This is a genomic window from Aliivibrio fischeri, assembly GCF_009727955.1.
In the GTDB taxonomy this organism is placed as follows: Bacteria; Pseudomonadota; Gammaproteobacteria; order Enterobacterales; family Vibrionaceae; genus Aliivibrio; species Aliivibrio fischeri_A.
In genome coordinates, this window is sequence record NZ_WOBR01000010.1 from 466,341 (window position 1) to 489,407 (window position 23,067).

The 23,067-nt window shown below is 37.6% G+C and carries 22 protein-coding genes and 1 pseudogene; 12 read left to right on the top strand and 11 right to left on the bottom strand.

Features of this window, described 5'->3' with window-relative positions:
• Position 1: 1 nt before the first annotated feature.
• Positions 2-550 (top strand): DUF1415 domain-containing protein, encoded by a 549-nt coding sequence (locus GNP81_RS15160; protein WP_196587370.1) that lies wholly within the window; start codon positions 2-4, stop codon positions 548-550.
• Between the two features lie 40 nt (positions 551-590).
• Positions 591-818: a glutaredoxin family protein gene (locus GNP81_RS15165; protein ID WP_005423709.1), complete on the top strand. Its 228-nt coding sequence runs from the start codon at positions 591-593 to the stop codon at positions 816-818.
• Positions 819-919: 101 nt separating this feature from the next.
• Here the strand turns inward: GNP81_RS15165 and GNP81_RS15170 are convergent, their stop codons facing one another.
• The 3 genes from GNP81_RS15170 to GNP81_RS15180 form a co-directional block, all read right to left on the bottom strand.
• Positions 920-1,291, bottom strand: a complete 372-nt coding sequence (locus GNP81_RS15170; protein ID WP_155669669.1) for a YgiW/YdeI family stress tolerance OB fold protein — start codon at positions 1,289-1,291, stop codon at positions 920-922.
• A gap of 347 nt (positions 1,292-1,638) precedes the next feature.
• Positions 1,639-4,098 (bottom strand): ABC transporter permease, encoded by a 2,460-nt coding sequence (locus GNP81_RS15175; RefSeq protein WP_155673938.1) that lies wholly within the window; start codon positions 4,096-4,098, stop codon positions 1,639-1,641.
• Position 4,099: 1 nt separating this feature from the next.
• A complete protein-coding gene (locus GNP81_RS15180) occupies positions 4,100-4,777 on the bottom strand; it encodes an ABC transporter ATP-binding protein (protein WP_155673939.1) in 678 nt (225 codons plus the stop codon).
• A 158-nt stretch (positions 4,778-4,935) separates the two neighbouring features.
• On the opposite strand from GNP81_RS15180, the gene tesA reads away from it, so the two are divergent.
• Positions 4,936-5,550, top strand: a complete 615-nt coding sequence (tesA, locus tag GNP81_RS15185) for a multifunctional acyl-CoA thioesterase I/protease I/lysophospholipase L1 (RefSeq protein ID WP_155669663.1) — start codon at positions 4,936-4,938, stop codon at positions 5,548-5,550.
• 83 nt (positions 5,551-5,633) lie between these two features.
• Here the strand turns inward: tesA and GNP81_RS15190 are convergent, their stop codons facing one another.
• A complete protein-coding gene (locus GNP81_RS15190; protein ID WP_394134922.1) occupies positions 5,634-6,023 on the bottom strand; it encodes a MaoP family protein in 390 nt (129 codons plus the stop codon).
• A gap of 79 nt (positions 6,024-6,102) precedes the next feature.
• Here GNP81_RS15190 and hdfR point away from each other — a divergent pair, with 79 nt between their 5' ends.
• Positions 6,103-6,963 carry an HTH-type transcriptional regulator HdfR gene (gene hdfR / locus GNP81_RS15195; RefSeq protein WP_072055047.1) on the top strand — a complete coding sequence of 287 codons (861 nt, stop codon included), beginning with the start codon at positions 6,103-6,105 and terminating at the stop codon, positions 6,961-6,963.
• Positions 6,964-7,117: 154 nt separating this feature from the next.
• The gene (locus GNP81_RS15200; RefSeq protein WP_012534818.1) at positions 7,118-8,467 is read left to right on the top strand and encodes a magnesium transporter; all 1,350 of its coding nucleotides are present in this window, start codon (positions 7,118-7,120) and stop codon (positions 8,465-8,467) included.
• A 59-nt stretch (positions 8,468-8,526) separates the two neighbouring features.
• On the opposite strand, the gene GNP81_RS15205 is transcribed toward GNP81_RS15200, so the two are convergent.
• Complete coding sequence (locus GNP81_RS15205; protein WP_155673940.1) at positions 8,527-9,456, bottom strand: LysR family transcriptional regulator; 930 nt, start codon at positions 9,454-9,456, stop codon at positions 8,527-8,529.
• Between the two features lie 147 nt (positions 9,457-9,603).
• Between GNP81_RS15205 and GNP81_RS15210 the strand changes: the two genes are divergently transcribed.
• A complete protein-coding gene (locus GNP81_RS15210; RefSeq protein ID WP_155673941.1) occupies positions 9,604-10,710 on the top strand; it encodes an alkene reductase in 1,107 nt (368 codons plus the stop codon).
• Positions 10,711-10,816: 106 nt separating this feature from the next.
• On the opposite strand, the gene GNP81_RS15215 is transcribed toward GNP81_RS15210, so the two are convergent.
• Positions 10,817-11,692, bottom strand: coding sequence for a DMT family transporter (locus GNP81_RS15215; RefSeq protein ID WP_155673942.1), 876 nt, complete (start codon positions 11,690-11,692; stop codon positions 10,817-10,819).
• A gap of 234 nt (positions 11,693-11,926) precedes the next feature.
• On the opposite strand from GNP81_RS15215, the gene GNP81_RS15220 reads away from it, so the two are divergent.
• Positions 11,927-12,316 (top strand): 3D domain-containing protein, encoded by a 390-nt coding sequence (locus tag GNP81_RS15220; protein ID WP_155673943.1) that lies wholly within the window; start codon positions 11,927-11,929, stop codon positions 12,314-12,316.
• Positions 12,317-12,401: 85 nt separating this feature from the next.
• Here the strand turns inward: GNP81_RS15220 and GNP81_RS15225 are convergent, their stop codons facing one another.
• Positions 12,402-14,264 (bottom strand): PhoX family protein, encoded by a 1,863-nt coding sequence (locus GNP81_RS15225; protein ID WP_155673944.1) that lies wholly within the window; start codon positions 14,262-14,264, stop codon positions 12,402-12,404.
• Positions 14,265-14,520: 256 nt separating this feature from the next.
• Between GNP81_RS15225 and GNP81_RS15230 the strand changes: the two genes are divergently transcribed.
• The gene (locus tag GNP81_RS15230) at positions 14,521-14,718 is read left to right on the top strand and encodes a hypothetical protein (protein ID WP_155669643.1); all 198 of its coding nucleotides are present in this window, start codon (positions 14,521-14,523) and stop codon (positions 14,716-14,718) included.
• Positions 14,719-14,790: 72 nt separating this feature from the next.
• On the opposite strand, the gene GNP81_RS15235 is transcribed toward GNP81_RS15230, so the two are convergent.
• Positions 14,791-16,065, bottom strand: a complete 1,275-nt coding sequence (locus tag GNP81_RS15235) for an NRAMP family divalent metal transporter (protein ID WP_155669642.1) — start codon at positions 16,063-16,065, stop codon at positions 14,791-14,793.
• Between the two features lie 265 nt (positions 16,066-16,330).
• Between GNP81_RS15235 and GNP81_RS15240 the strand changes: the two genes are divergently transcribed.
• Both GNP81_RS15240 and GNP81_RS15245 read left to right on the top strand, forming a co-directional pair.
• Entirely contained in the window at positions 16,331-16,804 is a 474-nt protein-coding gene (locus GNP81_RS15240; RefSeq protein ID WP_005423733.1) for a MarR family winged helix-turn-helix transcriptional regulator, read from the top strand.
• Between the two features lie 155 nt (positions 16,805-16,959).
• Positions 16,960-17,916 carry an AEC family transporter gene (locus GNP81_RS15245; RefSeq protein ID WP_196587371.1) on the top strand — a complete coding sequence of 319 codons (957 nt, stop codon included), beginning with the start codon at positions 16,960-16,962 and terminating at the stop codon, positions 17,914-17,916.
• Positions 17,917-18,108: 192 nt separating this feature from the next.
• On the opposite strand, the gene GNP81_RS15250 is transcribed toward GNP81_RS15245, so the two are convergent.
• A complete protein-coding gene (locus GNP81_RS15250; protein WP_155669634.1) occupies positions 18,109-19,077 on the bottom strand; it encodes a DUF3187 family protein in 969 nt (322 codons plus the stop codon).
• A 236-nt stretch (positions 19,078-19,313) separates the two neighbouring features.
• Positions 19,314-20,213 (bottom strand): transcriptional regulator GcvA, encoded by a 900-nt coding sequence (gcvA, locus tag GNP81_RS15255; RefSeq protein WP_155673946.1) that lies wholly within the window; start codon positions 20,211-20,213, stop codon positions 19,314-19,316.
• 128 nt (positions 20,214-20,341) lie between these two features.
• Here gcvA and GNP81_RS15260 point away from each other — a divergent pair, with 128 nt between their 5' ends.
• Together GNP81_RS15260 and GNP81_RS15265 are read left to right on the top strand one after the other, a co-directional pair.
• The gene (locus GNP81_RS15260; protein ID WP_155673947.1) at positions 20,342-21,016 is read left to right on the top strand and encodes a cupin domain-containing protein; all 675 of its coding nucleotides are present in this window, start codon (positions 20,342-20,344) and stop codon (positions 21,014-21,016) included.
• 8 nt (positions 21,017-21,024) lie between these two features.
• Positions 21,025-22,094 (top strand): annotated as a pseudogene (locus GNP81_RS15265) (flavin monoamine oxidase family protein).
• Positions 22,095-22,149: 55 nt separating this feature from the next.
• Here GNP81_RS15265 and pepE read toward each other — a convergent pair.
• Positions 22,150-22,887, bottom strand: coding sequence for a dipeptidase PepE (gene pepE, locus GNP81_RS15270; RefSeq protein ID WP_155673948.1), 738 nt, complete (start codon positions 22,885-22,887; stop codon positions 22,150-22,152).
• Positions 22,888-23,067: the final 180 nt, after the last annotated feature.

The following is a 23,067-nucleotide window of genomic DNA, read 5'->3' on the forward strand; positions in this document are numbered from 1 at the left end:
CATGAATATTCAAAAAATAGAGCAAGAAGTACAACAATGGTTAGAAGATGTGGTTATAGGCCTAAACCTTTGCCCTTTCGCAGCAAAACCAAACCGTAATAAACAAATCAAAATTTTTGTATCAGAAGCGACGACAGAAGAAGTACTGCTTGAAGATATACTTCAAGAGTTGATGAATTTAGATTCAAAAACAGCTGAAGAGTTAGAAACAACACTCGTTGCAATTCCTAATATGCTGCAAGATTTTATGGATTATAATTTCTTCTTAGATTGGGTTGATGCTCTTATCAAACAACAAGAGTGGGAAGGCATTTACCAAATCGCCACTTTCCACCCTGATTACTGCTTTGGCGGTGCTGAACCTGAAGATGATGAAAATCTAACCAATCGTTCTCCATATCCTGTGCTTCACCTTATCCGCGAAGAGAGCATGGAAAAGGTACTAAAACACTACCCTAACCCTGAAGCTATCCCAGATACAAACATTGCACGGGTTGAGGCGTTAACCTTAGAAGAGCGCCGTAAACTATTCCCTTACTTGTTCGTATAAGATAGGCTAGCAGCCATTAATACATAATTGAGAGAAACCGATGAAACGAGTTGTTTTATATGTTGCAGACAAATGCCCTCACTGCAAAGAAGCACAACGCTACCTTGATTCTAAAGGCATTAAATATCGTTTAACTAACGCAAAAATGCAGCGTGGTCGTAAAGAGCTAGAAGCCATTGGTGCTCGCTCTGTACCGGTATTAAAAATCGGCGATCAAATGATGGCAGGTTGGAATCAAAAGAATTTCGATAAGATGTATAATAGTTAATTAAAAATGGAGCTTATTTAAAGCTCCATTTTTACATAATTGTAAATGTTAAAAAAACAATCAACAAGAAAATAGTATTTTAATAAAATAATTAATTTATATTAATCAATAGTCACGCTATCTACATAAATAATATAATTATCTTCTTTATTTACTTCACCTTTGATCGTCACTTTATCGTTTGGTTTAACTTGTAAACCAGACATTTTATCACCATCAATTTTTACATTTAAAGAGCCTGTATTATCTTTAAATACATAGACTTCCTTTCCTAAAGGCTCGATTAAGTACCCCGTTAATAGGATCGGTGTATCATCAATGACGGCGCTGGCATTTAATACTGATTCTACGCTATTTATTCCATCAACAGGTTTAGAAAATTCATCCTGATAATTAGCGGTTTGCTCATTAGCCAATGCAAGCGTTGATGAACAAGCTAATATTAGAGTAAATAACAAATGTCTTTTTTTCATAAATAAAACCTTAACTGTTATTATATGAAAAACCACATTAACATTTGTAACTTAATTTAATTACGATAAAAATAAGTTATAAATATATAGTAGTTTTAATCAATTCCATTTAGAGACTACGCCTAGTTTTTAATTATATCAAGACTTATATTTGCTTTTATATTTCGATTAAAAACATTGTTATAACCTATAAAGAAACAGTAATTAACCCACTGATTAACATCGTGTATATTGCATTTTCAGTAATGTAAAGTTTCATCCAAAAAAGTAAAATATAAACATAAATAAAAAGCAGGCTTTAATATAATTAAAACCTGCATAAAAACTAAAATAATAACTTAAAAGATCTACTTTAACGGTTTTAGTAACTGCTTTATCACACTCACCAAACTCATAAAAACAATCATCATTGCAATTAAGGGAAGTACAAACCACATACTGATATGAAGTGTCGGCTCTAATTTAAAGCCCCATTTCACTAAACTGAATACAATCGCCTCTGCTCCCATCACCGCCACAAACCCCGCAGCCAATGCCATGACACCGTATTCACTCCACAACGTATTGCTGATGCGCTGACGACTAGCCCCAAGAGTACGATAAAGGGTGATTTCACGCTGACGCTGATACAAACTCAAACGAAGTAATGTGAATATCAATAAAATACCACTCACCACACCTAGTCCTGCCAATACCGTTAATGACCACGTAATTTGAGCTAGCATAATTTGGATCTTTCCCCCCATGGTTCTAAAATCCAATAAGCTCACCGTTGGATAATCACGAGCCAGTTGATTCAATAACGTATTTTCATCATCATTTACTTTAAAGCTCACTAACCATGTCGCTGGCAAGTCAGCAATCACATCGGGTGTGAAAATAAAATAAAAGTTCGGCTTCATGCTCTGCCAATCAACAATTCGAATCGAATTAACCACTGCCGTAAATGGTTGACTATTTACCGAGAAACTCAATGTATCACCAATCTTAATATTTAAATCATTCGCGACATCTTGCTCAACAGACACCCCATTTTCGCTTGTCCATGCACCTTCAGTGACCTGATTATGAACGGGCAACGCATTACGCCAAGTAAAATTAATTTCACGACGTAGCGCATCTGAGCCTTGTCCTTCACCTTTCATTTTTTCTCTGGTACTTTCGCCATTAATTTCTGTTAAGCGTCCACGAACAATAGGATAACCTTCTGAGCGATCCAATTTTTCATTGTCCAATGCTTGTAAGTACTCTTGCTGCTCATACGGGGCAATATTCATCGCAAACACATTAGGGGCATCCGGCGGTAAGGTTTGTTGCCAATCTCCTAATAAATCAGTTCTCACTAGCCAAATTACCGCAACTAACATTAAAGAGCCTGATAGTGCAGCCAATTGCATCATGCTGTTTTTTGGAGAACGCTTAATCCGACTCAATGCTAATGTCATTGCCGCGCCCCATTTAATCTGCCCAAACAGGTGCACTAAACCGTAACTAATGCCGGCAAGCAAAATAAACAGTATGACTAGGCCAACTGATACCATCCAAACTAGGCTGTTATTGCCATACATAAATAAAAAAGCAATGATGGGCACAGCAATAAGCCACCATCCTTTTTTTGAAGAAGTGTTTATTTGAGATTGCAAAACGGTAATCGCCGGCGTATCCAAAAGACGAATTAATGGAATACCCAGAGCTGGTAAACCAATGAATAACGCAACAATAGAACCAAACAAAAAAGGTTGCCAGCCATAACTTGGTAAGTCTTCGGGCAGAATATCCGTTAAAGGAATACGCAATAACAATTCAAGCCCTAACCCGATTAACGACCCGACAATCACACCCGTAACAAACATCAACCCCACTTGACTGAATAACCAACGCTTCAGCCACGCTTTGCTTGCTCCCATACTTTTTAGCATAGCAACAGTATTTGCACGACTGGTTGCATAATGCTGACAAGTTAATACCAAGGTAACCGATGCCATTAAGATCACCATCAAAATAGTCAATGATAAATACTGCTTTGCTTTTTGCATTAAATCAGCAGTTCGACCTTGTGTTTCTTCACTTATCCAACTTTCCCCAGGTTGCAGTTCATACTCACTTTGAAGCAATGAGATCGCATTATCATCCCCTTTAAATAACGTTCGATATTGCACTCGACTGCCCAGCTGAATGGCACCAGTTTTATCTAAATCAGATTGATGAATAAATACACTTGGCATGGTGCGAAATGGATTAAACGCCAACTCAGGCTCTGATTCAATCACACCAGAAATCGGCAATTCTGCATCGCCAATGGCAATCACATCACCGATATTTAATTCGAGTAAAGATAAAAGACGATCCGCAACCCAGACTTCTCCTTGGTTCACTTGTGTATATTGTTCATTATTTGCACCATGCAATAATAACTCACCACGAAGTGGATAATTACTTTCAACAGACTTTACACTCACCAATTGCATTCCAGTATCACTGAATGCCATGGTTTGGAAGCGAACTTGAGAAGAAATAACTAAATCATGCTCATCAGCACGTTGTAGAATGGAGCCGGGTGTTGGATTTGCTGAACGAAAAACCAAATCTGCAGCCATCATAGAGCGACCTTGATCTGTCATGACTTTTTCCACTCGAATAGCCAAAGCAGATAACGCCACTACACATGCAACAATCAAGGTGAGTGCTGCCATTACGGGCCATAATTGTCCCTGCCAAATCTCACGCCAACTCCACCGCAATATCATTCGACTTCCAGAGGAAGGGGAGTTATCTGAAGAGATTGATGTTAATGATTTCTCATTCATTTCACTTCACCTCTTCGCGGATCTGCCCAGCATCTATGGTCAGTGTACGCTCACATCGCTCCGCTAACTTAGGATCATGAGTGATAAGAACCAAGGTTGTCCCATGTTTTTGGTTCATTTCAAATAAAAGTTCAATAATGTGCTCAGCGGTGTGTTGATCCAAATTTCCTGTGGGTTCATCAGCAAACAGGATTTTGGGTTGAGTCATAAAGGCACGAGCTAATGCCACACGTTGTTGCTCTCCACCTGAAAGTTGAGATGGTAGATGCGTTTCTCGCCCTGAAAGCCCAACAGAATCGAGTAACTGTTTTGCTTTTTTAATGTCTTCTCCTTCCCCACGTAAAATCGCAGGTAAGGTGACATTCTCAAGCGCTGTCAATGATGGGATAAGTAAGAAACTTTGAAATACAAAACCAATGGATTCACTTCGAATCTGAGCTCGGGCCTCATCATCCATTTGGGATAGGCTTTTCCCTAATAATTCAATATCACCAGTAGAAGGGGTATCCAACCCTGCAAGCAAAGTCATTAATGTTGATTTACCCGCACCTGACGTGCCAACAATCGCAACACTTTGACCAGATTGCACCTCAAAAGAAACATCTTTTAAAATGGTTAACTCAGCCTCATTAGATATCACAGATTTTCCAACCGAGCTTACTTTTATGGCAACCGTCATTATCCTTTCCTTTTGATATTATCTTTATACTATTATACGTATTGTATACATAAGTTCTTATTAATCAGCAATTTCATTTACACTTCTTTAACTAATTTCTATGGGCAGATTTACGCTTTCTGCTATTCTATTGTTACCCACTATTGTTAAGGTTACTCATGCGTAAATTACTGACTCTTACTCTTATACTTATTAGCAGCCAATTTCTTGCTATAAAAACCGCTTATAGCCAAACCTTACTGATTCTTGGTGACAGCTTAAGTGCCGGTTATAACATGCCAATAGAACAAAGTTGGCCTTCACTATTACCAGAACAACTCAGCGCCTTAGGTAAGTCAATCACGGTTATTAACGGCAGTATTTCAGGGGATACAACAGGCAATGGATTAGATCGATTACCTAATCTATTAGAGCAACATAAACCTAATTATGTACTTATTGAGTTAGGTGCAAATGATGGACTACGTGGATTTCCACCACAAAAAATCAATGCCAATTTAGAAAAGATATTCGCTCAAATTAAGGCAAATAATGCACAACCATTATTGATGCAAATTCAAGTACCGCCTAATTATGGAAAACGATATAGCCAAGCGTTTGGATCACTGTACCCCAAATTAAGTGAAAAACACGCTATCCCCCTATTACCTTTTTTCTTAGAACAAGTAATAGTAAAACCAGAATGGATGATGAAAGATGGATTACATCCAAAGCCTGAAGCTCAACCTTGGATCGCAGAGTTTATGGCAAAAGAGCTGCAGCCCTATTTATAACAAGATTTATTCATAAAAAACAAAAAGCCCGTCTATATTAAATAAACGGGCTTTTAAAATTACAGTTACCAATACAATCGGTATTATTCTGTATCATCATCAGCAGAACCACTATCGTCATCATCTGAACTGTCTGATGAACGTTGTGTTCCACATAATGTATGAAATCTTGGTTTAAAGTTGATTTTATTTTGATACTTTAACCAACATTGCGCAAATTCTGAAGTCTCAGCAGGTAGATGCTGTATTTGCTCAACAAATCGTATTTCTGCTTCTGATTCAGGAGCCAACGTACCGTCTAATAGAGACTGCATTGTTCGACCATAGGTTTCTAAAATCAACGCTTCGCGGATTGTGAAACCACTGCGACTAAAACCTCGTTTGAAGTTTTTGTCATCGTAAAATTTAGTAAGAGTTCGCATTGATGCTTCTTCGTGACCACAAAAAACGTATATGTAATTCAGTGCAGTCACATTGTACAACGAAAAATATTAGCGATTTCAATCAAAATATTTTATTGTGGCGGTTACCACCATCAAAGAGATGATAACTTTGGATACTGATCTGCTTAAAACCTTCTTAGAAGTTACAAAAACGCGCCATTTTGGGCGTGCTGCAGAGCATTTATTTCTCACACAGTCAGCAGTGAGTTTCCGTGTTCGACAGCTTGAATCACAGCTAGGAAACCCATTATTTACGCGCCAACGCCATAATGTACAGCTAACCGCTGCAGGTGAGCGCTTACTTCCTTATGCCGAAGCAATTTTGCAAACATGGGGAAGAGCAAAACAAGACGTTGCACTGACTGAAGATTACAATTCGCAAATCACCATTGGTGCCAGTGCATTAATCTGGGAATTTGATGGAATATCAGATTGGATAAATGGGATCTATGACACAATCTCTGGTTTGGCATTACGCCTAGAATCCATACCTCGTCAAGAACTGGCAAAAGCATTATTAGAAAAAAGTGTCGACCTTTTTATTACCAGTGAGCCGCCAAAAATTGATGGTATTCGTGTATTTAAAATTCGTGATTATCAATTACAGCTTGTTTCTAGTACCCCAAATAGTACGATGGAAACGATTCAATCTATGCCGTTGGTGTATTTGGACTGGGGAGCTCGATTTGCAATTCAACACAGTAAAATTGCTGAGCTGCAAAAAACGCCTATTTTACACACTCATTCATCAAAAATGGCGCTTGATTATTTAATGTCGCATTCAAGCATTGGTTATTTGCCTGCCCCAGTTATTAACCAATGTGTTGATAACAAAGAGCTATACGTTGTAGAAGGTGCACCAATTATGGAGCAAGAACTGTACTTAGTGTGGCAAGAAAAAAGCGAAAAAGCAGAGCTAATTGAGCAAATTACCAACATAAAACCGAAAATGGTTACCTCTAGCGTTTAAAAAGCGATTTTTCGATTTACGATAAGGGCTTACACAAGCCCTTTTATTTTATCTATTTCTATAATAAATCACTGTATTAAGTGGTTTAATTACCTTTTCCTCGTTACTATAATTATTATCTTTTTAATCTTACTTCCATCCACGGAGTTCGACATTGAACGAACATCAAGATTTATCATTCCAAATTGAAACCTTATTCAATGCCGACGACCAACAGCAACAAATAAGCTTATTGAGTGAATTTGTAGAAAACGGCTTAGATACAGGTTCTGTGGCTCGTATTTTAGAAGCTTTCCCAGTTGATGACCGTGTGCAGCTATGGCGTCACTTGCCACTAGAAATGCACATTGAAGTATTAACGGAAATGCGTGCTGATGCTCGTGTTGCTATCCTTGAAGAATTGTCAGAAGCCGAATTAAACTTCACCTTAGCAAAACTGGATAACTTATCGTTAATCGAGTGGGCAGAATCCCTCCCTGATGATATTTTCAGCCTTGCACTACAACTTATCAGCCGTGATGAGTTGGACTTATATGACGATGCAAAACAATATGACGACGACGAAGTCGGTCACTGGGCTGACAGAAAAATAGCAACACTGCCTTTTAACGTGAGCGTAGGTCGAGCTAAAAAGCTATTAAAAACCAATCTGTTTGAATCACATCAATACATGCATTTAATTAATCGTGCCCATAAGTTTCACGGTATTGTGCAATATACAGATATTTTAACCGCTGACGATTCAGTTAAAATTAACACACTAAAATTAGAAGATTGCTTAGTCCTTAATGTTCACCAACCACTGAATGAGAGTATTGAAGCAATCGAACACTCCGCAGTGCCAAGTGTGGCGATTGTGGATGATGAAAATACCTTAATTGGGCAATTAGATTGGCAGTTTGCGATTAATACACAACGTGAAATCTATGAAACCCGTTTAATGGCCGGTACCGGTATGGACGAAGGTGATGATCTATTCTCACCTATCATTAAAAGTTCGAAAAAGCGTGGTGTATGGTTAGGCATTAATTTATTAACCGCTATTTTAGCATCGATTACTATCGGTTTATTTGAAGATGTCATTACCCAAGTCGTTGCTCTAGCGGTATTAATGCCTATTGTAGCCTCTATGGGAGGGATTGCAGGCAGCCAAACCTTAACGCTCATGGTGCGTGCAATGGCACTAAACCAAGTTACCGCTGGTAACCGTTTTGCCTTATTAAAAAATGAATTAGGCATTGGCTCCATTAACGGATTGCTATGGTCGTTAATTATCGGTGGTATTGCTGGCGCATGGTTCCAATCTTTTGCTTTGGGTGCCACGATTTCACTGGCTATCATTGTCAATATTGTTACCGCAGCACTATTTGGGGTACTTATTCCTATTACACTAGATAAGTTTAAACTTGACCCTGCACTGGCTGGTTCAGTTATCCTGACCACAGTAACTGATGTAGTTGGCTTCTTTGCTTTCTTAGGTACAGCAAGCCTTGTAATGATGTAAATATTTATATAAAGACCTCCCCTGAATCGACATAAATCAATCAGGGGAGCTTTTTAATCTCACTCACCACCGCTTTTCATAGCTTCAAATCTCTCCAAAAGAAAATCTAAGAATAACCGGATACGTTTTGGCTGATATTTTTTACTCATGTATACCACATTAAGATCAGCACTTGATACAGATGTCGATGTATTAAAATTAGCCATATATCCATTAAGAACAGTAACAAGGCGTCGATTATTAATGTCATCTTGCACGTCTAATATGGATTTTAATGCTATCCCTGCCCCTTCAAGAGCCCAATAACGTACAACTTCTCCATCATCTGAAAATCGTTTAGGTAAAACAGTAATCACATTCTTTTTATCTGAGCCTTGGAAATGCCATGTTTTTAATTCCTCATGGCTACGAACCATCGCAAGACAATGATGATTAACCAAATCTTGTGGAGTTAAAGGCGTTCCATGTTTAGCTAAATAGTCAGGTGATGCACACAACACTCGATGGCTAGATGATAATCGTCGAGATATCAAACTGCTATCAGCCAGTTCACCATATCGAACGACAATATCTATGCCTGATTCGGCAATATTTGAAACATCGTCATTCAAATATAAATATGGCACTACCTCTGGGTATTTCTCACAAAACTCAGAAAGGATAGGAAGAATGTATTGCTTACCAATATCTTTAGGCGCAGCTACTCTTAACGCACCTTTTACCTCTTTAATTCCATTTAAAATCAAATTCTCGGCTTCATTCACATTATCTAAAATCTCAAGACTGGCTTTGTAATAAAGCTCTCCTGCATCGGTTAGAGACACATGTCTTGTACTGCGATTAAGTAACTTCACTCGATATCTTTCTTCAAGAGCTTGAAGTCTGGCTGTCATCGTTGCAGGCGATAAACCAAGTTCTCTACCCGCTGCCGCTAAACCTTGATGCTTTACGATACTCACAAACATCGTCATATCAGAAAACTTATCCATTATCGTCCCTTTGATTATCCAGATGAACATTATTCAGTTTTTTCGAATAATGATTTTAGATATTACTCAATTATCAAAACAAAGCGAATGAATATACTAGTTGGCATTAGGTCATAACAATAAAGAAATAAGTTAAAGGTTATATACATGAATCACAAAACATTATTTGAAAAAACACATTTAAAAAATATCACATTACAAAATCGAATAGTAATGGCTCCAATGACTCGTGCTCGCACAAGCCAACCCGGTAATATTCCAAATGACATGATGGCAACTTATTACAAACAACGTGCAACTGCCGGTCTCATTATTTCCGAAGCTACTCAAATTTCAGATGACTCTCAAGGTTATTCATTTACTCCAGGCGTTTATACTGATGAGCATGTTAAAGGGTGGCAACCTGTCACTAACGCAGCTCATAAAGAAGGGGCTGCGATATTCTGTCAGCTATGGCATGTTGGCCGAGTATCTCATCCTACTTTCCAAAAAGGAGAGCTGCCCATAGCTCCATCTGCTCTTGCTCCTGTAGAAACTAAAGTATGGATCTCTGACGAAGAAGGCAATGGCAAAATGGTTGATTGCATTCAACCACGAGCTATGACTCAAGACGATATTGATCGTGTTATTCAAGATTTCGTCTATTCAGCTAAACGAGCAATCGAAGCGGGTTTTGATGGTATTGAGATCCACGGAGGAAATGGGTATTTGATTGACCAATTTCTTCGTACTAATTCGAATCATCGCACAGATAAATACGGCGATACTCGAGAAAATCGTATTCGCTTTCTACTTGAAGTTGTTGATGCGGTAAGTAAAGAAATTGGTTCAGATAAAGTTGGAGTTCGCCTTGCTCCATTTATCACATTTAAAGACATGGATTGCCCAGATATCGTACCCACAATTCTTGATGCATCAAGAGAGTTACAATCGCGTGACATTGCTTACTTACATTTATCTGAAGCAGATTGGGACGATGCACCGATTATTCCTGAAAACTTTCGTATTGAACTAAGAAAATTGTTCACCAATACGATCATAGTCGCAGGTAGTTACACACAAGAGCGCGCCAATGAAATTCTCAATAAAGGTTACGCTGACCTTGTGGCTTTTGGCCGCCCATTCGTATCTAATCCAGACTTAGTATCTCGCTTAGAGAACAATTATGAGCTAGCGGCATTAGACGGTAATACGTTATTTGGCGGTAATGATAAAGGTTATATTGATTATCCTGTTTATTGTAAAAACCAGTAATGCAAATTAGCTTTGACAAACATTATAGCGATTTCTAGTCTGACGCTTAAAAACAATAACGTCTAAAGTTATTAGCTTTAGACGTTATTTTCCATAACGACTCGATTCAAATTCGCCCATGCTGAAAAAACTTAGAAGCAAACCCAGTAACAAACATGGTGCCAATTACCACTAAAATCGTACCTATAATGGCATTTACTCCCACTGTTTCACCTAAGAACAAATATCCCCATAAGATTCCAAAAACAGGAATTATAAAGGTTACGGTTAAAGCAGAAGAGGCGCCGAGCTCCTTAATAAGTCGGAAATACAATAAATAAGCCAATCCCGTACACACAGCACCAAGAGCAAAAACAGCCGCAATAATGTCTGAAGTGACTTCTTCTCTAGCAGGCATAAAAGGAACAAGAGGCAATACAAGTAATACAGATGCCCACATACTGCCGTGTGCATTGTTAAATGGTTCAACGCTTGGTGCATTTTTGGCATAATTGGTCGCAACCCCATAGCTAAACGCACCAATTAACGCCGCAATAATAGGAATAATCGCTTCATCGCCAATATTAATCGCTTCCCATCCAACTAAAACACTCACGCCTATCATTCCGAGAATCAAACCAAAAATAACCTGCTTACTTAATCCAGTTCGAGTCCATACAGCACCAATAATCGCTCCCCAGATCGGGGCTGTAGAGTTAAGAATAGCCAAAGTAGATACATTTAACACTTGTGCAGAATAAGCAAATAACAAGAAAGGCAAAGCGGAATTAAACAAACCTAATATAAGGAAATGCTTAATATTGGACATAAAGCGTAAAGACTTTTTCAGAAAAAAAGAAACAACAAGCAAAGTCAATGCAGCAAAAGCAACACGAGTTTCAATTAATATTGCAGGCCCTAACGGATTAGCTGCAATCCTAACAAATAAAAATGAGCCTCCCCACAAAGCAGCTAAAGTAAATAAACTTAATATATTGAGCATCCATGATTCCAAACTGTGGGTAATTTTTTAGTGTGGTTGATAATGATAAATTACTCAACCAAATGACTTTAAAAATGCTATTTAGTACTCACCTGTATTTCAAATATAATTTCTGTAATTAAAAATTAAATAACTCATAGACTGTCTCAATCTTTAGCAAGGTATGCATAGATAAAAAAGGTATTATGTACGGATACATATAAAAACAAACCTCTATTTTAAAGGAAAATAATTATGAAAATTCGCTTTTATCTTCTTGCAGCACTCGCTATGACTTCACTTTTTGGCTGTGGTGGAGGCGAACAATCTCTGAAAGTAACAGCAAGCGCATACACATCAAGTGTTGGTGAAACTGATGACACTCCAAACCTTGCAGCTTGGGGAGATACGCTTAAACCAGGAATGAAATCCATTGCTGTATCAAGAGATCTTATCGAAATGGGTCTTACTCATAATCAAGAAGTAAGAATCGAAGGACTTGATGGTACATACCTCGTGCTTGATAAAATGAACAAGCGCTGGAAAAAGAAAATTGATATTTACATGGGTGAAGATGTTGAAAAAGCAAGACAATGGGGTAAGAAAGAAGTCGTTATCTACTGGACTGTAGAAGAAGAAAAATAAGACTTAGGTTATTCTTAACTTTACTATTCTCACTCAAGGTGGCTTCGTAATGAAGCCACTTTTTTATACTTCAAATATAGAAATCCTAGCTACCGATCACACCACCGTTATCTTTGGTGATCATCACAATCGTTGACCGAGGCTTACTGTTTCCACCTTGTGGGAAATGTTCAGATGGGTGTTGTACACCAACAAACATCGTCTTTTGATCTTCAGAGAAAGTTAACCCAGTAATTTCACAACCAATTGGGCCAGTTAAGAAACGACGTACTTCTCCAGTATTAGGATCGCCACACAACATTTGGTTATTACCTTGCCCTGAAAAATCGCCTTTATTTGAGTAATTACCATCCGTTTGAATCCATAAACGTCCTGCTTTATCAAAACCAATACCATCAGGACTATTAAACATATTGTCTTTATTGATGTTGTCGCTTCCAGCATAAAGATTATCTTGATGAACCATAGGATTACCTGCTATCAAGTATAAGTCCCACTGGAAAGTATCACTCACATGATCGCCATTTGTAGGTTCCCAACGCACGATTTGACCATAATGGTTTTCAGCTCGTGGGTTGACGCCATCGACATCCTGCCCTTCTTTAACGCCACGATATTTATTATTGGTTAGTGTACAAAATACGTGTTTTTTATCAGGATGAACCGCAACCCATTCAGGTCTATCCATTGTAGTTGCCCCTACTTGTGTTGCCGCACGGCGAGCAAAAATCATCACTTCAGCTTGGCTATTAAACCCATTCTCTTTGGTTAATCCATTTTTGCCATAAGTCAGCTCTAGCCATTGCCCCTCACCTTCTAACTTATCGTCTTTCATTGCGAATTTAGCAACGTACAGAGTACCTTCTTCGAGGAGATTGCGATTGGCAGCGTTATTGCCTTCTTGGTATTTGTCTTTTGATACAAACTTATACAGATGCTCACCACGTTCGTCATCACCAAGGTACACCACAACATGACCATCATCGTTAACAACTAATGCAGCATTCTCATGCTTAAATCGACCTAGTGCCGTTCGTTTTAATGGCGTTGACGTTGGATCATTTGGATCAATTTCAACCACCCAACCAAAGCGATTTAGTTCATTTGGGTTTTTCGCGACATCAAAACGATCATCAAAATTATGCCATTGATATTCACTCTGCTTTGCTTTAATACCGTAACGCTTATCATCAGGCGTTAATGCTGTATTTTGTTCTGAACCAAAGAAATCATTAAAATTTTCTTCGCATGTTAAATAAGTACCCCAAGGCGTTTCACCATTTGCACAGTTATTGAAAGTACCTAATACTTTTTTACCTGTAGGATCCGCTTTGGTTTTTAGTAAATCATGACCTGCAGCAGGACCTGTCACTTCCATTTCAGTATTTGCTGTTATACGACGATTTGCCTTACCTGTTGAATCCATCGTCCATTGACCGTTCTTTCTGACGATTTCAACAATAGTTACGCCCATAGCTGCCTGCGCTTTAGCTACATCATCCGCGGTCATGTTTTTACCTTGGTGAGCAAACAAAAATTCATAATTAGTGTATTCATTATTCACCGCAAGAATCGCACGATCGTTTGATAATGGAAATACACTCATACCGTCAGTATTATCACCAAATTGCAGTGCTTGCGCTTTTGAATCTTGCTTTCCATTTGGGTTAAATTGAGGTGCATTAGCAAAGATAGGGTCGCCCCAAGACATCAATGTATTCCAACTGTACCCTTTAGGAAGCACAATAGAATCACTTGTAGAGGTGGGAATGGCTTCAAAGTTTAATAATGTACCGTTCATATTACCTGCAATGGCTTTTGCTACTGGATTTAACGCTAAAAAAGCGCCAGCACCTACCGCCGCGGTTCCCATTATGAAACCTCTACGAGATAAACGAGCATTCACCATATTGCTAAAATCAGATTCTTTTTCTACAAATTTATTCATCATACTTCCCTTTTGAAACTATTATTTTTATAAGTGTATTTTTACAATCAGAAGTAGACTAAAGGTGCTTTGTGACAGAAATATTGAAAGGACATGACGATTTTATTGCGTATTTTCAAATCAAAATCTGGGGACTCATCCCAGAATAAAAACATTCATTATGATGATAATTCTTTCTTTAAGAGTTATCTGATATAAAGCTTAGCCTTTATTTCAGTCTGTATTGATTCATCTAACGTAGATATCAAGGAAAATCATGTTAAAGCAAACTCTATTATATTTATTTTTGAGTGCATTATTTATAACAAGCGGTTGCGCTGAGCTAAAAGATGCAGGCAGAACCATCGGACATACTACACGTGATGTTACCACTGCTATTGGGCACGCTTCTCGAGATGCGGCTAAATCAGTTAAAGCAGAATTAGATAAAGGAGAATGGGCAAATGAACCTTAATTTCAAAATGCATGTCATGATATACAAATAAAAAGCCTCTATTACAGAGGCTTTAAATTAATTTAATAGGCATTACATCAGCCATTTCCACCAAACAAAAATAGCTAAAAATCCAAATAAATAAACCAAACCAACAATGGATAACGCTTTTAATTTTGGTCCCATTTTTAGTTCATCTGGCAACTCCGTTTTTGTTACTAGAATATAATTCAGAGCAGCAAAAATCGGTGTTGTAATAAACGCCATGATCATTGCAAAATCTAACATACTCATTAAAGAGGAAATAAACAAAGTGACAATGGTGATCGCCAATACAGAAACAATCATAACCCAAGAGTTATAATGTTTTGGCTGATTTAATGGTTTGCGCTGTAGCAATAATTGAGCTTCCGATACCGCTCTTGAATAGCCATCAATCACTGTAATGGTACTTCCAAAAATACAGAAAAAAGCAATAACTGCTATCAAATACCGTGACCACTCACCGATTGTTGCAGCATAAATTCCCACTAACTGATGGGAAAAACCGATACCTGATGCTTTAAATTCAATTCCCGAACCATATAACACCAAAGCCCCTAAAGATAAAAAAAGCACAGCAAGGATCGCGGTTCCAATATAACCAACATTAAAATCAAACAAGGCTGATTGTGATGTTACTTTTTGAGTTTGACACTGACGCTTTAGCCACATTGATGTAATACTTGAAATTTCGATAGGTGCTGGCATCCAGCCCATCGTAATAACCAAAAATCCGATAGACGCAATTGACCAAACCGAAGGACCTTGATAATCAGTAGGAGCAACAGCACCATTAGAAAACGCAACACCTAAGGCTATCGTTGTCGCAATCGTTAATGTGACCATAATTAATTTAGACAGTTTATCTAAGGCTTTAAAATGTCCTGCAAACAATATTGTTATACAAGTAATTAGAACAATGCCAGACAATACATTTAAAGATAGATCAAAAGGTAAGAAATAACCTAACAAACTTGCACTAAATAACAATAAAGCAGCGGTATTAACGACAGCTGAAATCGCACTTAATACTAAAAATACCCATAAATAACCTCGGCCCAATTTATGGTAACCTTGAATAATACTGTCTCCAGTACCAAGGGTATATTGAACCCCAGCTCTAAAGAATGGATATTTTAATAAATTAACCGCAAGAATTAGCAGTAACATTTCCCACCCATAGATTGCTCCAGCCTTGGTTGATGCAACCAAATGAGAACCACCAACAGCCGCAGCGGCCATCATAATGCCTGGGCCTAACGACCGAGAAAGATCACTTATTTTTAATTTTGGCTTCATGCCATTTTGTGTACAAGACGGTTCCATATCTATCCTTTTAATAACAACACTGCCTCACTACCCCTGTGAGCAAGTACAATTTAATTTGAATTAACAATTAAGTTACATAAAGGTATGGTTTTAATCAATTGCAAAGTAGAGAATCAGCCCAAACAATACCGTATCACGACAAATAGTTATTGGAATAACTCATTAACCAGCTAATTACATAGAAAAGATTGAGAATAGTACGAACATCAGTACAATGCGAAAATAACCATTCAATCTCGCACTCATACAGAAGGTCTGTCACTTGGAAAAACATGAAGAAGTTCTGGTCGCTATACGCCAAATTATTCGAGCTATCGATTTACACTCGAAAAAGTTAAGCAAAGAATATGGGTTAACAGGCCCTCAATTGATTCTTATGCGCGCGATTCAAGAAATGGATAATGTGACAATTAAAGAGTTATCAAAACATACAAATGTAAGCCAAGCGACAACAACAACCATCATTGATCGTTTAGAACTTAACGGCTATGTTCAACGTATTCGTAGCGAATCGGATCGACGTAAAGTTCATGCTCATTTAACTGATAAAGGAAAAGAGTTACTCGATAACGCTCCTCTTCCTTTACAAGATAGCTTTGTGAATAAGTTTCATAATCTAGAAGCGTGGGAGCAGAGTCTTCTTTTATCATCAGTACAACGTGTATCCGCGATGATGAATGCTGAAGATATCGATGCAGCTCCAGTACTACAACTTGAAGGCATTGCTAAAAGTTAGTAATCGTAAAAGTCACTCACTTTCTAAAACAAAAAGCCTCTTTTTTATAGAGGTTTTTTGTTGAATCCTAATCAAAAAAATCGACTGATGCATCACTCATCATGCCGTCTTTGTGTAAACTGAACCCTTGTATTCAAACTCATAAAGAAGTCATTATGGATAACCTCATTACACAGTTATTATTTTCAGCTTCAATAACAGGCCCTATTTGTGTCATGTTGCTATTAGGTGTCCTACTTAAACGCATCCATCTGATTAATGATAACTTTATTGAAATCGCATCAAAGTTAGTCTTTCAAGTGACCTTACCTGCCATGCTTTTTTTAAGTATTGTAAACGCCAAACATGACTTTTCCTCAAGCAGTCACTTAATCCTTTACGGGCTTATTGCTAACTTCGTTTTCTTTCTTTTCACTATTTTTTCCACTCGATTTGCTTTTAAAGACAAGCAAAATCACGGCGTTATTATTCAGGGTGGATTTCGCGCTAACACTGCGATCATTGCTTTAGCTTATGTGGCTAATGCTTATGGGAACACTGGTGTTGCATTGGCTGCTATCTATGTTGCTTCAACAACTATTTTATATAATATTCAGGCCGTTATAGCCCTTACACCTAAGAATGAACATAATAAAAAACAAGCGATTGGGATCATAATAAAAACATTAACTAAAAACCCATTAATTATTTCTATTATATTAGGTGTTATTTGTTCTCTTCTCTCTATTCCTGTACCGGATATGCTTTCACAAGCCGGACAATACTTTGCCAATATGACACTTCCTTTGGCTTTATTATGCGCAGGAGGGTCACTTAATTTACATTCAATGAAAGAAGAGAGTGCTGCTACGTGGTTTGCTACAAGCTATAAACTTATCTTAAGTCCATTATTCATTACGTTAGGAGGGATCCTCATAGGATTTAGAGGATTAGAACTAGGACTTATTTTCTTCATGAGTGCCGCGCCAACAGCAGCTGCAAGTTATGTAATGGCAAGAGCCATGGGGGGAAATGCAATATTAGCAGCAAACATTATCGCTCAAACAACCGTAGTCTCATTGTTCACTTGCACTCTAGGTATATTTATTTTGTCATCATTTAATCTAATCTAATTTTAACTAAGGATAAATTAATAATTTTTTGGAAAATGAAAAACAATATCCTATATATAGTAATACCAACATCGTTAATGTGATGCTCAATTACGACGATTGGTGTTGGTACAATGTATCTACTATTGTTTTAGTTAATATCACGTTTTTCCAGAGAGTTTCCCCTTAAATTCTCTGGAATTTTTTTATCTATTATAATGTGTAGCGAACACCGAAAGTGAACGCGATATCAGTCGAGTTATCCATATTTATTGCATTTTCAATAACAGAAAACTCAAACGCAGCCTTCTCCAATAAATAACGATAGCCTAAAACATATTCATGAGAGGACTCTGAAAAATCGTCACTATCATCAACAGTCCCTTCATAATTATGATAAGAAGTAACAATATGATGCGATGGCGTAATGGCGTAGCCATAACCAATAGCAAAAGAAACAGTATTATCTTTGTATGGCAATTCACTTATCACGCCACCGTCATGAAAAGTGACTCCAAGTGTAGAAAAAATAGCGTGTTTTTCATAGCTAAAGCTGTAGTTTGCCTGTAATCCTTGCTCAAAAGCCTCTCTTTTAAAATGACCACTATTCACTTTATTAAAATATAAACTAGCACCTAAACTCACTGCATTATGTTCATTGGCAAACAATTGATATTCTAAATAGCTATGAAGTGCACTTGATAATATCTCGTTTTCAAAATCTTGAATATCCACCCCATACTTAGGCACCGAGATAGAAAATTGATCATCTTCAACTTTATCTCTTCCATTTTGACCAATGCCAAAAAAGTCATGGAAACCATAAACAAAAGAATCCAGCCTATTGTTACCTGCGTAGTTATATTGATACTTTAACTCAGCCTTAAACTTAGGGGTTATTTGCCATTGTGCTCCAGTGACTACTTGGTTTTGATAGTAATCCATGCTGAAGCTTTCTGAATGAGCCCAAACACTAGAAATGGTACCAGTAGCAAACAGCTCTACAGAATCGTCTTTCATTGCAAAAGCAGAACGAAGCTCTGTCGTTAGGCTATTGGATTGTAGTGGAGACTGAGCGTAAGTTTTTAATGGCGTAACAGCAGTATCAGCCAATACCCAGGAAGAAAATAAACCAGTCGTTATTGGAATTAAAATGAAGGTTATCGGTTTTCTTATAGGCATAATACTTTTCACATAATTAACCGCTACCAATAGATTGATAACAAAAGAAGAAATAAGGTAATAACAACATTATTACTTATCTTTCCTCTACCTCTCAATGCGTTAATGACATGATGGGAGATAGATCATACACAAAGCGGCTAAACGACCATAAAAAAAGCAATTAATAATAAAACCAAACAAATGCATACGAAAACAAAATAATATACTCAATTACATATTATTAAATTATCAATTCATTCTATTTGCTGATGTAACCATTCTTTAAATACGCTGATTTTATCACTCACAATCCCCTTTTTTTTCCACACAACGTAATAGGCTAACTCTGTGGTCGATTCAAGATCAGGGAACAACTGTACTAATCGTCCGCAATCTAAATCATCTTTGACTAATACACTTCTCCCCAAAGCGATTCCTTGTCCATTAATTGCAGCTTGAATAACAGAAGCAGAGTTATTTATTTTTAGTCCTTTTTCTGTATTTACATCAAAAATACCATTCTGTTCAAACCACGCCTTCCAAGAAGGAAAACCGCTTTCTTTAGGCAGAGAGATATCATGCAATAAAGGAAATTGAGCAATCGACTCGATACCTTCAATACCTCTATTTAGTAATTCAGGAGAACACACCGGAAAAACGGACTCAGTCATTAATAGCGATGCTTCTAATCCTTCCCACTGACCTTTTCCATAACGAATCCCAACATCAATGCTTTCTGTAAGGTAATCCACAGTTCTAATATTTGTATCTAACCTTAAATCCCATTCAGGGTATGAGGTTTGGAAATCATCTATTCTCATCAATAGCCATTTAGCCGCAAATGCAGGACTTACCGCTACAGTTAAAATAGGACTGTTATCCATTGGTTTTAATAAATCTAAACCTTGTGCTAAATGCTCAAATCCACGCGTAATTTCAGGTAATCCTAACAGCGCTTCTTTAGTTAATACTAAGCGAGCGACTCCTGATGTTCTCCTTTCGAATAAAGAAATACCTAACCATTCTTCCAATAATTTTACTTGCTGCCCAATCGCCGCTGGAGTAACGTTTAACTCTTTCGCCGCTAAAGAAAAACTCAAATGTCGAGCTGAAGCTTCAAAGGCTCGCAAACCATTTAGATGGTGCAATTTCATAAAACACGTCCCTAAAAACACACTTCAATAAAGAAAAACTTTAATGGAAGTATAGAAGTTCTGATTTGTGAGTACGAGATAAAAATCACACAATAAACTTTATCGTCACACATTCATGTAGGTTTATTATGAAATTACACACTGATTTATCAAAACACGCACATGCTATTTTCTCTCAATCCACATGGGTGCCTTCTCCAATAAAAGAAGTTTCTCGCAAAATGCTAGAACGTAATGGTGGCGAAATAGCAACAGCCACGACCCTAGTTCACTATGAACCCAATAGCTATTTTTCTTCTCATATTCATACCGGTGGTGAAGAATTTTTTGTATTAGATGGCACTTTTGCTGATGAACACGGTGACTACCCTATTGGTACTTATATGCGTAACCCTGTTGGCTCTTCTCACGCTCCAGTCGTAGAGGCGGGGTGCATGATTTTAGTTAAGCTAGGGCAATACCAAGAAGGTGATACAACTCCCGTACATATTGATACTCACACTCAAGATTTTATTCCTGATCCTTTGCGTCAACATGTGCAATACCAAGCGCTACATTCTTTTAAACATGAGAGTGTTCGTCTTGAAAAATGGCAGGCAAATCAAACTATCGAACAGGAAAACCGAGGAGGAATTGAACTCTTAGTTCTTGAAGGGAAATTTACTCATAATAATACTGAATATCGAAAATTTGATTGGCTACGTTTACCTATCGGACACTCCTTACGCGCTAGTATCGAGAAAGATACTTGTAAAGTTTGGATAAAAACAGGGCACCACTTACATCAAATTCAAGATAAGTGAGAAGTAATATGAAAACAGACTATCTCATTATTGGTGCTGGTTTAAGCGGCTTATACCTAGCTTATCAACTTGAAAAAATGGGTAAAAATATCAGGTGATTGAATCACGTCAACGTATTGGGGGACGAATTTTATCATTAGATAGCATGGATATGGGGCCTTCTTGGTTTTGGCCACAAATGCACCCACGTATCACACAGCTTATTGATGATTTAGAATTACCGGTTTTCCCACAATATTCTCAAGGAGCCTATTTATTAGAAAATCAACATAACAGTGCACCTATTAGATACGAATCAGGATTTGAACAGTCTCCAGTATCAATGAGAATTGCTGGCGGAATGCAATCTCTTGTTGAGACCCAATTTAATTTACTTCCTTCTGAACACATTCAATTAGATAGTAAGGTTACTCACGTAAATTACAAAGAAAATGGTTATTCAGATATCACTGTTGCTCAAAATAACAAAAGACAGATCATCGAAACAAAGCATGTCATTTTTGCTATGCCTTTACGTCTTTTATCTGAGCAAATTACGTTTAATCCTAGCTTGCCTACAGATGTAAAAAAACACTTTGCTTCAACGCCGACATGGATGGCAGGTCAAGCAAAATTCTTTGCTATATATGACACTCCATTCTGGCGAGAAAATGGATTATCAGGCTCAGCAAGCAGCCATATTGGTCCGTTAATGGAGATTCATGATGCCAGTACATTTGAGGGTTCAGGTGCTTTATTCGGTTTTATCGGAGTCGATGCTTCAACACGTATAAAAGTAGGCGAAGCTCGTATTAAACAAGCGGCAATAGATCAATTAATTCGAATTTTTGGAGAGCAAGCCGCCTTCCCTACTGATGTTAAATTATTGGATTGGAGCCAAGAGGCTAATACGGCAACGCATGCAGATCACCAAGCCCCAAGAAATCATCCTTCTTATGGTCTACCAACAACTGCAAAAGAGTTACGTCGATTACATTGGCACTTTGCAGGAACAGAAGCGGCAGAAGAAAATGGTGGCTATTTAGAAGGTGCATTAGAAGCCGCCGACGCCGTTATTAATATCCTTGATTGTCATTAATACAAAAGGCCAAGTCATCAATAGACTTGGCCTTAATTTGTATTCTTAGAACAATTTAACAGCTGTGTTCCATTAAGAATTGAATATCATCTCCAGCGCCGTAATACACGGGTTCTTTACCATGACTGAATAGTTTTAATGGCTTTTCATTAGCAGTGTGATAGCTCAACTTACCATCAAGAATGTGCAGCCATGTACCTTCAGGAATACCAACGACAGGCTCATGCTTATTCACTTCTAAAAACTCTTGAATACGCTCATCACGAGTTTCACCAAAATGGCCTTCAACAGATGCTTCTAAATAATGAGGGTTAATTTGGAATGGAACTAAATTCAATGAAGGCAGAATAGCGCCAGTGATGATAGGCATATCGTTCGTTGTACGAATCGTTGGGCAACCAATATTTGTGCCTGCACTCCAACCGATATATGGAACGCCATTATCAAGAACCGCTTTACGAATAGGACCAATCAAACCTAAATCATGCAGTGTTTTATTTAATACCCAAGTATTGCCACCACTAACCAAAATTCCATCCGCTTCTTGAATGGTCTTCACAGGATCTTCTGAACGATGTAATCCTGTTACTTTACAATCTAACCCAAGATGATCAAATGTTTGTTGTACCAAGGCAACACGATCATCATGACTTGAGCGAATAACAGCATAAGGAATAAGAACTAAATTCTTCGCTTTTGTGCGTTGAATCTGTTCAATAATCGCGTCACTTGCGAACTCCATTACATGGTTATTGCCCGCAATTTTACCGTTACTTAATAATAAAATATCCATCTTCTTACAGCCTTATGTCTATTTAATATCGCCACAAATGTTTACTTTTATAAAAATAAGCATAGCGATCCAAGAGAGAGCAAAAACCATAACAGAAAAAATAAGCCTAAAACTTGTGTTAGATCTCACCTAACAATGATTAACTCAATGACTTAACATATAATTTTATTTTGGCAGAAG

Coding starts and splice junctions, on each gene's coding strand:
- GNP81_RS15160 (WP_196587370.1), top strand. CDS start 2: ATGAATATTCAAAAAATAGAGCAAGAAGTACAACAATGGTTAGAAGAT.
- GNP81_RS15165 (WP_005423709.1), top strand. CDS start 591: ATGAAACGAGTTGTTTTATATGTTGCAGACAAATGCCCTCACTGCAAA.
- GNP81_RS15170 (WP_155669669.1), bottom strand. CDS start 1,291: ATGAAAAAAAGACATTTGTTATTTACTCTAATATTAGCTTGTTCATCA.
- GNP81_RS15175 (WP_155673938.1), bottom strand. CDS start 4,098: ATGAATGAGAAATCATTAACATCAATCTCTTCAGATAACTCCCCTTCC.
- GNP81_RS15180 (WP_155673939.1), bottom strand. CDS start 4,777: ATGACGGTTGCCATAAAAGTAAGCTCGGTTGGAAAATCTGTGATATCT.
- tesA (WP_155669663.1), top strand. CDS start 4,936: ATGCGTAAATTACTGACTCTTACTCTTATACTTATTAGCAGCCAATTT.
- GNP81_RS15205 (WP_155673940.1), bottom strand. CDS start 9,456: ATGGATAAGTTTTCTGATATGACGATGTTTGTGAGTATCGTAAAGCAT.
- GNP81_RS15210 (WP_155673941.1), top strand. CDS start 9,604: ATGAATCACAAAACATTATTTGAAAAAACACATTTAAAAAATATCACA.
- GNP81_RS15215 (WP_155673942.1), bottom strand. CDS start 11,692: ATGCTCAATATATTAAGTTTATTTACTTTAGCTGCTTTGTGGGGAGGC.
- GNP81_RS15220 (WP_155673943.1), top strand. CDS start 11,927: ATGAAAATTCGCTTTTATCTTCTTGCAGCACTCGCTATGACTTCACTT.
- GNP81_RS15225 (WP_155673944.1), bottom strand. CDS start 14,264: ATGAATAAATTTGTAGAAAAAGAATCTGATTTTAGCAATATGGTGAAT.
- GNP81_RS15230 (WP_155669643.1), top strand. CDS start 14,521: ATGTTAAAGCAAACTCTATTATATTTATTTTTGAGTGCATTATTTATA.
- GNP81_RS15235 (WP_155669642.1), bottom strand. CDS start 16,065: ATGGAACCGTCTTGTACACAAAATGGCATGAAGCCAAAATTAAAAATA.
- GNP81_RS15245 (WP_196587371.1), top strand. CDS start 16,960: ATGGATAACCTCATTACACAGTTATTATTTTCAGCTTCAATAACAGGC.
- GNP81_RS15250 (WP_155669634.1), bottom strand. CDS start 19,077: ATGCCTATAAGAAAACCGATAACCTTCATTTTAATTCCAATAACGACT.
- gcvA (WP_155673946.1), bottom strand. CDS start 20,213: ATGAAATTGCACCATCTAAATGGTTTGCGAGCCTTTGAAGCTTCAGCT.
- GNP81_RS15260 (WP_155673947.1), top strand. CDS start 20,342: ATGAAATTACACACTGATTTATCAAAACACGCACATGCTATTTTCTCT.
- pepE (WP_155673948.1), bottom strand. CDS start 22,887: ATGGATATTTTATTATTAAGTAACGGTAAAATTGCGGGCAATAACCAT.